11 protein-coding genes, 1 tRNA gene and 1 CRISPR repeat array are annotated in these 12,570 nt (G+C 41.6%); of the genes, 5 read left to right on the forward strand and 7 right to left on the reverse strand.

The features are described 5' to 3' along the window. Positions 1–77 precede the first annotated feature (77 nt). Positions 78–656, reverse strand: coding sequence for a YceI family protein (locus OO184_RS23665; protein WP_265381271.1), 579 nt, complete (start codon positions 654–656; stop codon positions 78–80). Between the two features lie 26 nt (positions 657–682). After that, positions 683–1,237 (reverse strand): cytochrome b, encoded by a 555-nt coding sequence (locus OO184_RS23670; protein WP_265381272.1) that lies wholly within the window; start codon positions 1,235–1,237, stop codon positions 683–685. 544 nt (positions 1,238–1,781) lie between these two features. On the opposite strand from OO184_RS23670, the gene OO184_RS23675 reads away from it, so the two are divergent. Then, the gene (locus OO184_RS23675) at positions 1,782–2,519 is read left to right on the forward strand and encodes a cyclase family protein (protein ID WP_265381273.1); all 738 of its coding nucleotides are present in this window, start codon (positions 1,782–1,784) and stop codon (positions 2,517–2,519) included. Positions 2,520–2,743: 224 nt separating this feature from the next. Continuing rightward, a complete protein-coding gene (gene argS, locus OO184_RS23680) occupies positions 2,744–4,474 on the forward strand; it encodes an arginine--tRNA ligase (RefSeq protein WP_265381274.1) in 1,731 nt (576 codons plus the stop codon). A gap of 172 nt (positions 4,475–4,646) precedes the next feature. On the opposite strand, the gene murJ is transcribed toward argS, so the two are convergent. The 3 genes from murJ to rimJ form a co-directional block, all read right to left on the reverse strand. After that, on the reverse strand, positions 4,647–6,185 hold the full coding sequence (gene murJ, locus OO184_RS23685; RefSeq protein WP_265381275.1) for a murein biosynthesis integral membrane protein MurJ: 1,539 nt from the start codon (positions 6,183–6,185) through the stop codon (positions 4,647–4,649). 790 nt (positions 6,186–6,975) lie between these two features. Further along, positions 6,976–7,410, reverse strand: a complete 435-nt coding sequence (locus OO184_RS23690) for a DUF29 domain-containing protein (RefSeq protein ID WP_265381276.1) — start codon at positions 7,408–7,410, stop codon at positions 6,976–6,978. 13 nt (positions 7,411–7,423) lie between these two features. Continuing rightward, a CRISPR array of direct repeats spans positions 7,424–7,689; the repeat unit is 26 nt; unit sequence ATTTCTAAGCTGCCTGTACGGCAGTG. Between the two features lie 229 nt (positions 7,690–7,918). Further along, complete coding sequence (rimJ, locus tag OO184_RS23695; RefSeq protein ID WP_265381277.1) at positions 7,919–8,503, reverse strand: ribosomal protein S5-alanine N-acetyltransferase; 585 nt, start codon at positions 8,501–8,503, stop codon at positions 7,919–7,921. 189 nt (positions 8,504–8,692) lie between these two features. On the opposite strand from rimJ, the gene mdtH reads away from it, so the two are divergent. Beyond that, complete coding sequence (gene mdtH, locus OO184_RS23700; RefSeq protein ID WP_265381278.1) at positions 8,693–9,898, forward strand: multidrug efflux MFS transporter MdtH; 1,206 nt, start codon at positions 8,693–8,695, stop codon at positions 9,896–9,898. 37 nt (positions 9,899–9,935) lie between these two features. Beyond that, entirely contained in the window at positions 9,936–10,499 is a 564-nt protein-coding gene (locus tag OO184_RS23705) for a lipoprotein (protein WP_265381279.1), read from the forward strand. A 65-nt stretch (positions 10,500–10,564) separates the two neighbouring features. Here the strand turns inward: OO184_RS23705 and OO184_RS23710 are convergent, their stop codons facing one another. Then, complete coding sequence (locus OO184_RS23710) at positions 10,565–11,104, reverse strand: TorD/DmsD family molecular chaperone (protein ID WP_265381280.1); 540 nt, start codon at positions 11,102–11,104, stop codon at positions 10,565–10,567. Between the two features lie 72 nt (positions 11,105–11,176). After that, the gene (ghrA, locus tag OO184_RS23715) at positions 11,177–12,118 is read right to left on the reverse strand and encodes a glyoxylate/hydroxypyruvate reductase GhrA (protein ID WP_265381281.1); all 942 of its coding nucleotides are present in this window, start codon (positions 12,116–12,118) and stop codon (positions 11,177–11,179) included. A 334-nt stretch (positions 12,119–12,452) separates the two neighbouring features. Here ghrA and OO184_RS23720 point away from each other — a divergent pair. Next, positions 12,453–12,542 (forward strand) — tRNA-Ser (locus OO184_RS23720). Positions 12,543–12,570: the final 28 nt, after the last annotated feature.

Here is a 12,570-nt window from a genome sequence, read left to right on the forward strand (position 1 = left end):
AATAGAGCATCAAAAAAACAGGCCACGCAATGCGCAGCCCTTAATAAATTACACAACTGAGTTAAGTCATCAGCGTATTATTTTTCTCGGACGCCTTCGATAGAGATCAGTAATTCCGCTTCCTGTGATTTAGGCCCCAAATCTTTTTGGAAATTAAAATCTTTCAGTTTGATTTTGCCGTAAGCATCGAAACCGGCACGGTAGCCGCCCCACGGATCTTTACCTTCACCCAGTAGTTCCGCATTCAGCACTACTGGTTTTGTCACGCCATTTAAAGTCAGATCACCGGTAACAACATATTTATTCCCTTCTTTTTTCACTGCTGTTGAAGTGAATTTTGCTTCAGGATATTTATCCGTATTAAAGAAATCCTTACCGCGCAGGTGTTTATCACGTTCAGCGTGGTTGGTATCTAAGCTAGCTATTTTGATCGTCACATCAACTTTATCCGCAGCCGGGTTTTTCTCATCAAATGTGAAAGAGCCATCAAAATCTTTAAATGTCCCATATAACCAACTGTATCCCAAATGCTGAATACGGAATTGAATAAAGGCGTGCTGGCCTGGTATATCAATTTTATAATTGGCGGCTAATGCCGAACCTGCATTCAGTAACAGTGCACCTGCTGTCAAGCCAAGTAATGTCTTCTTCAACATATTCTTCTCCATAATCGTCTTTTGTATTATTCAGGACGGAAACCTAGCATCCGTTTTAAGGTTGCATCACGGTCAATAAAATGGTGTTTTAATGCCGCAACAGCGTGTAATAGCGATAAAATTACCACCGCCCAAGCAAGGTAAAGATGAATCATACCGGCAGTATCTGCCTGTTCGCCCTGACCGATTAATGTGGCTGGCACAGTAAACCAGTCAAAGACAGATATTGACTGTCCATCAGCGGTCGAAATTAAATAACCGCTAATCAAAATGCTAAACAGTAAGATATACAACAAAATATGCATCAAAACAGCACTGACTCTGATTAAGCGGCTATAACTGGCTAATGGCTTGGGTGGTGGAGAAACAAAACGCCAGATAACACGCACAACCATCACTATCAGCAGTACTATTCCGATGCTTTTATGAATTTCAGGGGCTTTGTGATACCACGTATCGTAATAGCCCAATGTCACCATCCACAATCCTAACGCAAACATGCCGTACACAGCCAATGCAACCAACCAGTGTAGAAGGACAGATAAATGACCAAATTGGTTAGAAGTATTCTTCCAAAGCATAATCGTTCCTTTTTAGATCAATGCTGATGAGCTTTTTGGGATTAATTAAATCATAAACGATATCCATTTCTTTTTTATGAAAAATTTCAACAAATAATTTGCAAAAGATTTTCAATTTTAATCAATGAAATTCAATTAGAATAAAAAGCATTAGATAACAATAAGATAAAAATAAATCACATTAAGAATAATGCCCCAAAAGCGTATAATATATATTTTTTTATTATATTAATTTTTTAATTTTAACCAATGTAAAAATCAATCATCTTATTTTCTGTTATTTCTTTATAATTTTCCGTTTATAATAAGCATTACCTGATGCACTCGTACCTGACGACTCTAACACAAAGCCTTAGTCGCCAGAAACGACGAGTCCCGCCGCCGTTAAATCTATTATGCCTTTATGTCGTATGTTCATTACTGGAACAATAAAAGTGAATAAAACATGAGGAATATCACTATTTACGGCAACAAATCTTGCAGCATTAATCATGTAATAGTGGTAAAAATAACATCAATAAATTATCAAAAATGAGGTTTTTTTATGTCAAATAGCATTTTACAAGCACTCACTTTGTTGAAGTCAAAAAAATGGGTCGATTTGACGCATAGCTTCGATAAAGATTCTCCACACTTTTTTATGCTTAATGCAGCCGAATTTAAAACACTGTTTGATTATAAAGATGGCTTTTTTGTTCAACAATTTTCTTTTCCCGGCCAATACGGGACTCACATTGACGCTCCCTGCCATTTTGTCCCTAATGCTCGTTGTCTTGATGAATTGGAATTAAAAGAACTCGTTTTACCTTTAATCGTGCTTGATCAATCAGAAAGAGCAAAGCAAGATCCTAACTTTTCACTTTCTAAAGAAGATATTCTTAAATTCGAAGAAGAACATGGAATCATTGAAGCAGGAACTTTCGTCGCGCTCAGGACTGATTGGAGTAAACGCTGGTCATCTCAGGAAGCAATGGATAATAAAGATGATTGTGGCAATAACCAAATACCCGGATGGGGAATGGATGCCCTCAAATTTTTATTTGAAGAACGTCATATTAAATCTATTGGGCATGAAACATTTGATACTGATTCCGCTAAAGATTTTAGAAAGAATAATGCGTTGTTGGGCGAAGATTATGTCTTAAAGCAAGATACTTATCAGATAGAACTTTTGGCTAATTTGGACCAAGTACCTGCACGTGGCGCAGTCATTTTTAATATCGTGGCTAAACCTAAAAAAGCCTCTGGTTTTCCTGTTCGTTCGTTTGCCATACTCCCGTGACGGTTCCCCGGCCTGAGAAGGCCGAGGTTTTTGGTCAGTAATCGAATGATTTTGTGAAAAAACGCACTTTTTATCTTCGCAACTTGGTGCAAAGCAACAGTAAAGTGGCGTGTGATATGTTGAATATGGTATAAAACCTGCCGTTTTTTCTTATGAATCATTTTGTAAAGGGTATTATTTGCTACAATAATCCCTACTCTATATGTGTAATTTAAGGTAACCCGGTGAATATTCAGGCGATTCTTTCAGAAAAAGTCAGCCAGGCGCTGATTGCAGCAGGAGCTACAACCGACAGCGAAGCTCATATCCGCCAATCCGCTAAAGCGCAATTTGGCGATTATCAGGCCAATGGCGTGATGGCCGCTGCGAAAAAAGTGGGTATCCCCCCCCGACAATTGGCAGAAAAAGTTGTTAGCCTGCTAGATCTGCAAGGTATCGCCAGTAAAGTTGAAATCGCCGGCCCAGGTTTTATCAACATCTTTCTTGATAAAGTGTGGATTGCAGCGAACATCGAAACTGCATTGAAAGATGAAAAATTAGGCGTTGCTCCAGTAGAGCCGCAAACCATCATTATCGATTATTCCGCTCCCAATGTCGCAAAACAGATGCACGTTGGTCATCTGCGTTCCACGATTATTGGTGATGCCGCCGTCCGTACACTTGAATTCCTCGGTCATAAAGTTATCCGCGCTAACCACGTAGGTGACTGGGGAACCCAGTTCGGTATGCTCATTGCCTATCTGGAAAAGGTACAAAACGAAAATGCCAGCGATATGGCACTGTCCGATCTGGAAGCTTTCTATCGCGAAGCAAAAAAACATTACGATGAAGATGAAGCGTTTGCCATTCGCGCCCGCAGCTATGTGGTGAAACTGCAAGGCGGTGATGAATATTGCCGTACTATGTGGCGCAAGCTGGTGGATATTACGATGGCCCAAAACCAGCAAACTTATGACCGCCTGAATGTCACGTTGACGCAAAAGGCAGTAATGGGTGAAAGCCTGTACAACGATCTACTGCCGGGTATTGTCGCTGATCTGAAACAGCAAGGGCTGGCCGTAGAAAGCGACGGCGCAACCGTAGTTTACCTTGATGAGTATAAAAACAAAGAAGGTGAACCGATGGGCGTTATTATCCAAAAGAAAGATGGGGGTTATCTTTACACCACAACGGATATCGCCTGTGCAAAATATCGCTATGAAACCCTGCACGCTAACCGCGTTCTTTATTACATCGATTCCCGTCAACATCAACATTTGATGCAAGCCTGGACTATCGTCCGTAAAGCAGGTTATGTACCCGAATCCGTGTCACTGGAACACCATATGTTCGGCATGATGTTGGGTAAAGACGGCAAACCATTTAAAACTCGCGCCGGCGGTACGGTCAGATTGACTGATCTACTGGATGAAGCCATTGAACGCGCCAATATCCTAATTCGTGAAAAGAACCCGGATATGCCAGAAGACGAACTGAAAAAAGTGGTTGAGGCTGTCGGTATTGGCGCCGTGAAATATGCAGATCTCTCCAAGAGCCGCACCACAGATTACATCTTCGATTGGGATAATATGCTCGCCTTTGAAGGCAATACCGCGCCTTATATGCAATATGCTTATACCCGCGTTGCCTCCATCTTTAAACGTGCCGAAATCGATGAAAGCAGCTTGACGCTACCCGTTATCCTAAATGAGGATCGTGAACAAACATTAGCCACCCGTTTGCTGCAATTTGAAGAGACTATCACCACCGTCGCTCGTGAAGGCACGCCACATATTATGTGCGCTTACCTGTATGATTTGGCTGGTCTATTCTCTGGTTTCTATGAACACTGCCAGATCCTCAATGCGGAAAGCGAAGAGTTGCGTCAAAGCCGCCTGAAACTGGCGCTCCTGACCGCTAAGACATTGAAACAAGGCCTGAATACCTTAGGTATTGAAACGGTAGAACGAATGTAACTGGATAATCGTTACTTGTTTGAAAAATTGGCGTGATAAGGATATCCCCCTCCCTATCACGCCTGTTAAGATCTTTTGATCTCTGGTATTCAATTCTAGCAAGAAGTGTACCCCAGCAATTTCCAATTATTAAAACTCCGCCTAATCTGAATAACTGCTGGAATACCTGAATTTATTGAAAACCGCGGTGGGCAAAATCTTTTAGCCGAAAACCCATCAGCACCAGCGCAGCAAAATAACTGCCTGCCCCGGCGATAACCACCGCCATCAATCGCAATAGGCGCATAGCCATATTCCCCTGCTCCCATGCAGGCATCAACCACAAAGCAACAGCCAATACAGCAACCATTACCGCAATTGCCACTACCAATTTAAATAAGAACACACCCCAACCCGCTAACGGCTTAAAAATATTTCTCTTACGTAATTGCCAATAAAGCATACTAGCATTAAAGCAGGACGCCAGACCGATAGAAAGCGCTAACCCGGCATGCTTTAATGGGCCAATAAAGGCAAGATTCATTAACTGAGTCAGGAACAAAGTGGCAATCGCAATTTTCACTGGAGTTTTAATATCGCGACGAGAATAAAAACCCGGCGCCAGCACTTTAACAATAATTAGCCCCATCAGCCCAAAACAGTAAGCAATCAGCGCTTTTTGGGTCATTACCGCATCAAAGGCAGTAAAATTACCGTATTGGAACAGAGAAACTGTTAAAGGTTCCGCCAATATACCTAACGCAACAGCACAAGGCAGCGCTAATAAAAAACAGAGCCGAAGTCCCCAATCCATTAATTTGATATATTCTTCATGATTTCCGCTGGAAAAACTTTTCGCCAATGAAGGCAAAAGAATAGTTCCAAGCGCAACCCCCAATACACCGGAAGGTAATTCCATCAAACGGTCAGCGTAATACATCCAGGAAACAGAACCGGACACCAGAAATGAGGCGAAAATCGTATTAATAATTAATGAAATCTGGCTGACTGAAACCCCAAGAATCGCGGGTCCCATCTGCCGCACAACCAGCCACACGCCACTGTCACGGAAAGAAATACGCGGTAATACCAGCATGCCAATCTTTTTCAGATGAGGAAGCTGATATAAGAGTTGCAAAATCCCTCCAGCGATAACAGCCCAACCCAATGCCATCACTGGCGGATTACAATAAGGGGCGACAAATAATGCAAACACAATCATGCTGATATTAAGCATAGTCGGCGCGAAGGCCGGCACAGAAAATCGATTCCAGGTATTTAATATCGCGCCTACCAACGAGGCCAGTGATATCAGAAAAATATAGGGGAAAGTAATTCTTAACAGGTTTGTTGTCAGAGTAAATTTATCGACGGTATCGGTAAAACCGGGGGCAGTAACATAAATCACCCACGGCGCCGCTAAAACGCCCAACACAGTAACAATTGCCAGAATTAACGTCAGCATACCAGAAACATAAGCAATAAATGTCCGAGTGGCTTCATCGCCTTGCTGATTCTTATATTCTGCCAAAATAGGCACAAATGCCTGAGAAAAGGCCCCTTCTGCAAAAATACGACGCAGTAAATTAGGTAGTTTAAATGCAACAAAAAAGGCGTCCGCTGCAACACCAGCCCCAAATATGCGGGCAATAATGGCATCGCGGATAAAACCCAAGACCCGAGAAAACATGGTCATAGAGCTAACCGCAGCCAGCGATTTCAATAAATTCATCGTATTTATCTCAAAATCATGTTAGTTGATTTCTGAACTGCCTGTAAAGCAGTGCAAAAAAGTACCAGTTTATGCAATCTTAACCCAGATTTCTAAACTGCCTGTACGGCAGTGAACAATAATCCGATCAACACTATAAAAGTGAGCGCTTTCTAAGCTGCCTGTACGGCAGCGCACTGTTAGATATTAACTTTAACCTACTGATGGTTAAAGCATATATTGATAAAACAATAAAAAAAGCTTTTTTAGGAGAAATAATATTTCTTTATAATCAATAGACTATTATTCAACACAAAATTATGTAAAGACTCAAATTATATAAATATTTATTTTTACTCACTCTTTATTTATCTATTTTTCAAATTCAATTGCTATTACCCAGAAAATATAAAATCGAAGTTGGCATTTATTAAATAACCCAATCAGAATAATACCTATTTTTATAGATTAAAGAAACTATTCAAATTATTTTCATGATAATTAGGAAATAATAATAAAACATCCAATGAATTATTTAAAGGAATACGGATATATTTAATTACGAAGTAACGATATTGCACTTATTATGTAAATCCACCTCTCATTATAATTCCAAAAACAATAATCTCTTAACTGTTATTTACCATAAGAAAAAGCAAAATTTGGCGCTTGTCTTAACTGATAACGTTACAGATTCAGAATTCTCTCTAGTAGCACCTTGCAACTAGCCTTACTACAAAAAGCTCGAATAGCCACTTTAAAAAGCGCACCAACCGAAGTCAATGCGCCGAATAAGTCAACTTATTGAAGTTTATTCAGGATAGAACTCTTGAGAAAAGATCTGATTTATATTCCAGACACATTCGTCTGGAAACATATCCAGTCCTGTTTCATCGACAGCGGAAGAAACTGCATCAGCCCAAACTTTCGCAAACCAGTTTTCATCAGCAATTGTGCTTTTCAAGCTGGGTGTCTCTTTTATATGCAATGCCAATGCTTTTCTCTGTTCCTTGATAGTTCTTTGCCAACTTGAACCACGACGCTCAGGCTGATATTGCCATTTTAAAAGATGGGACAACAAAACTGCCATGCGACTTGCTAGTTCACGTTTTTCACTCTTGCCCACGTCCTCAATTTCCTCGGCAATATTAAATATATCGATCTCAGAGAATTTACCTGCACGCAATAATGCTGCTTGCTCATTCGCCCAAGCGACCACATCAGTTTCGTAACGGGTATGACTCATGGTTGCCTCCGTTAATATAAAGCTGCCTGTACGGCAGTGAACTTCCATCAGACTTTTCTAAAATCACATCTTGATTTCTAAGCTGCCTGTACGGCAGTGCACTCAAGTATAATTGATAAAATTAAGTTCTACTATTTCTAAGCTGCCTGTACGGCAGTGAACGGTGGAAATTGCTAGTTGCTGCTTAGCCCGCATTTCTAAGCTGCCTGTACGGCAGTGAACTATTGAAACGCCGATGGCGCCATTTTTCATCTTTTCTAAGCTGCCTGTACGGCAGTGAACTGTTACATATTAACTTTAACCTGCTGACAGTTAAAGCATATTTTAATAAAACAATGAAAAAACCCTTTTTTTAAGAGAAATAATATTTCATTAAAAATCAATAAATTAAAATCAGTCCTTAAAAAAGGGTCAAAAATAAGGTGTGGGGAAAGCAGATTTTCAACGGTGATTTAATTCATCATTACTCACTTGCTTTACTTTATTTGGTGACAGTACAGCTTAATAATCAACTTTTTCCACCCCATTTTTCATCTGTCAATGCGGTTAATACATGATCTTGCCAGACTCCATTAATCATCAGGTATTTCTTGGCATAGCCTTCACGCTCAAAACCCAATCGCTCCAACAATTTCCCACTACGATGGTTATCCGGCATATAATTAGCCATAACCCGATGCATCCCCTGTTGACGTTGCATATAACGGATAGCGGGTTGTAAAGCTTCATACATCAACCCTTTTCCCTGCCACTTTTCACCAAGCGAATATCCCAAATAACAGGCATGAAAAGCTCCACGCAGAATATTACTGAAATTAGCAACGCCAATAACTTCATTTTCATTTGGATCAAGTAGCAGAAAATGAAAGGCCGCACTCTGTTTTTGCATTTCTATGATTAAATTCAATCGGTTTATCCAGCCAGAAGGCTGGCAATGACTACTATCTCTGGTCGGCTCCCAAGGTTTAAGAAACTCGTGATTTTCTGAATAGTACTCAGCCAAACGATAAGCATCCCGCTCGTATACCAAACGCACCACCATTCGTTCCGTTATCAGACGAACTTTCGGTAAAGTGGAACGATAACCAAACATTATTTCTCCCTAACTATATTAATTTATCCGTTAAAAATTTAAGCTATTTATCTGTAAAAAACAGCTTCCAGTCATTACTTTTACAATAAAAAAATATTATCCATAACTCACTATCCTAATGATCAAATTAAGTACAGAATACAAAGGAACTATTATTGTCCTCTCTTCTTACTACTCCAATGGTGAGCAATGTCACTGGTTTCACAAGCACGTAGCCTGGGTAAGTACTTCCTGTTATTCGATAACTTGCTAGTCGTTCTGGGTTTCTTCGTCGTATTTCCTTTAATATCAATACATTTTGTTGAGCAACTAGGTTGGGCCGCGCTGGTTGTTGGTTTTGCGCTTGGTTTACGCCAGTTTGTACAACAGGGCTTAGGCATTTTCGGCGGCGCAATTGCAGACCGTTTCGGCGCGAAGCCGATGATCGTCGCCGGCATGCTATTACGCGCTCTTGGTTTTGCTTTAATCGCCTTAGCCACCGAACCGTGGATACTGTGGCTTGCCTGCATATTATCCGCACTGGGGGGCACCTTATTTGATCCTCCCCGGACTGCACTGGTCATCAAACTAACCCGACCGCACGAGCGCGGCCGTTTCTTCTCTCTGCTGTTGATGCAGGACAGCGCCGGTGCGGTTATCGGCGCACTGATTGGTAGCTGGCTGCTGCAATACGATTTCCAACTTGTCTGTTGGACAGGTGCCGGTGTTTTCGTTCTGGCAGCCATCTGGAATGCATTATTCCTCCCTGCCTACCGAATTTCTACTACCCGCACTCCCATCTGGGAAGGGATGGAACGCGTTATTAAAGATCGCCGCTTCTTCACCTATGTATTGACGTTGACCGGCTACTTTATGCTATCTGTCCAAGTGATGTTGATGTTTCCGATTATCGTCAATGAAATCGCCGGAACACCCGCTGCGGTAAAATGGATGTACGCGATTGAAGCAACCCTATCGCTCACTTTACTGTATCCGATCGCCCGTTGGAGTGAAAAACGCTTCCGGCTAGAACAGCGTCTAATGGCCGGGCTTTTCCTGATGAGTCTAAGTATGTTCCCAGTCGGTTTGATTGGTGAAATAAATACCTTATTTGGACTTATTTGCCTGTTCTATCTGGGTACAATCACAGCTGAACCTGCCCGTGAAACATTAAGCGCTTCACTATCTGATCCGCGGGCGCGCGGCAGTTATATGGGATTCAGCCGTCTTGGGCTGGCATTGGGCGGCGCATTGGGTTATACCGGCGGCGGTTGGTTATATGATACCGGCCATGCGCTGCATATGCCGCAATTGCCTTGGTTCCTGCTTGGGATTATTGGTTTTATCACGCTGTATGCCCTGCACCGTCAATTTAACCAACGTAAAATTGAATCTGCCATGCTGAGTGGCAATTAATAAGGTAATATCTGCCCTCCAAAATAAAGGAGTCGATATGAGAAAATTTTTCTTGGGGGCAGCATTGTTGTTAGCGGGGCTAATCAGTGGTTGCGATCAGTTCAAAGGTGTCAGTATTAGCGAAGAGTTAATTAATAGTTATCTGGCAAAACACATTCATTACCAGAAACAGATTGAATTACATGGTATTGCCAACGCCGATATTGAATTGACAGAATTATCCAGCCAAATTGGCCGGCCAGAACCAAATAAAATAGCGTTAACTGGCCGTGCAAACGTAACTATTACCTCCCTGCTTGGCCCAGCTAAGGCTGAAATGAAACTCACCCTGAAAGCACAACCTGTTTTCGAACAAGAAAAAGAGGCTATTTTCCTGAAAGAATTGGAAATCGTTGATTACCAAATCACACCGGAAAAAATGGAAAAACCAATTAACGCATTAGTTCCTTATCTAAATAAATCACTTAACTCTTTCTTTGATACTCACCCGGTTTATGTATTAAAACCGGAACACAGCAAAGCTGAAGCCGCCGCTAAAACATTAGCAGAAAGGTTAGAAGTGAAACCTGGCAAATTATTTATCACACTGACCGATAAATAATTTTCATCAAGATATAGCAAAAAGGCAAATAATTCGAAATTATTTGCCTTTTTATCATTTTAAAATTAAGAATCTAACTCTTCTCTTAACGCCTGTAACGCTTCGCGGGTAATCACGGCTAATGTCCGGTAGAAACCAGTTGTTGCATGGGCTTCCACTTTACCCAAAAATTGCCCACACCACGGCAGAAGATACTCATCAAACAATACAATTTGCCCTTGAACCTCATCTTCTGCTGCTTGATCCTCCAGCCATGAAGCAGCTAATAACAGAGAGCCGAACTGATCGACTGGCCCATCTGACAATGGCATTCCTCGTTCAATCAGAAATTGACGAATATCGTTTTCACTCTCCCCGGTATAGTCAAAACGGCGGCCTGGTACACTAGCATTATCGCCATAAAACAGCGCCATATAATCAGCTTGCATCGCTGATAAATCACAGTTTTGTTGCAGGCGATCCAACAACGCATCTTGCTCCAATGGCCATGATTGCTTCAATTTACCTTCTACAATCACCGTCAAAAGTGGTTTCAGAATCGGGTCTTGCGGTTGGCGATTAAATAAAGTCCCTAAAATACGGCAGACTATTGAAAATTCATTCATCTCAGTTTCCAAATAAATAGCAATTTTACCGTTATTGTCTCCAATAGCCGCCCCAACTGTAAAGAGACGTTATTAATATCCTAGTTTCATATCCACAATACCGGTTGGTAATTCTCCTTTTTCAATCCGTCGAATATTTTCACTAATCGCATCCATAGCAATATCGGGAATAGTAATAGCCGCAATATGTGGCGTCACCGCTATACGGGGGTGAGTCCAGAATGGATGCATCTCTGGTAATGGTTCCTCAACAAACACATCCAATGAAGCCCCAGCGATATAACCTTTATCAATCGCCACCAACAGATCATGTTCTACTAAATGGGCGCCTCGTGCGATATTAATCAGATATGACTTTGGTTTTAGCTGGCTAAATAGCGATAAATTCAAAATACCACGGGTTTTTGGCGTATCGGGCAGCAAATTAATAAGCACCTTACTACCGGAGAGAAAATCGCCCAACTGATCTTCACCATGAAAACCAACTACATTATTAATCTGCTTTAGAGTGCGACTCCAACAACGCACAGTAAAACCAAGCTCAACTAACGTCTCTGCAACACTGCGACCCAGAACACCGGCGCCCAACACGCCCACGACAAAATCTTTACGATCATGAGGTTCGAGTTGTTTCCACATCCTCTGCCCTTGTTGCAGCTTATATTCATCCATGCGCCGCAAATAATGTAAAACCATTGCTACCGCATACTCCTGCATTTGCAGCCCCATACCAGCATCTTCGAGTCTCATCAACGGCACACCGGCGGGTAACATCCCAAGTCTCTGTTGCTCCTGCTTCAAAATGGCCTCTACTCCTGCTCCTAAAGTAAAAATCCCCTTCAATCCGGAGCGATTAGCCAACATCTCATAGGGAGGCGCCCAAACCATTGCATAATCCGCATGCTTATTATCGCCGCGTTTCCATTGACGGATATGGATATTGGGCAGTCGTTGCTGCATACCTTGAATCCACTGAGCAGCATCAGAAAAGGGGTGGTAAAAGATAATCTCCATGACTATTTATCCTCATCTTACATTTTCATACAAGGTTATCTGATGATTAAGTGTAGGTTGCAAGTCCCTTTATTAATCATCATTACGAAAATTTTGAGAATGTTAAGTAGTTAACGAATTCATTTTTTTCTTATCGAAGGGCTTGTATCTGTTTATTTCAGTGGCATTAACATTAAGTGGATACCAATTCACCGAATTGACTCTTATTTAGCTAAGCAATCAAAAAACCAAAGAAAAATATCAGAAGAGTATTGACGCTTGTAATGCTTTTCCCTATAGTAGCGCCCCGTTGCAGCGATGAAGTTAAACAAAGTTGCTGGAACGAAAAAAAGATGGTGAGGTGTCCGAGAGGCTGAAGGAGCACGCCTGGAAAGTGTGTATACGTGAAAACGTATCGAGGGTTCGAATCCCTCCCTCACCGCCAGATTCGAAAGAAAGCTCAGGTTTACCAC

It is taken from the genome of Photorhabdus aballayi (assembly GCF_026153155.1).
GTDB lineage: Bacteria > Pseudomonadota > Gammaproteobacteria > Enterobacterales > Enterobacteriaceae > Photorhabdus > Photorhabdus luminescens.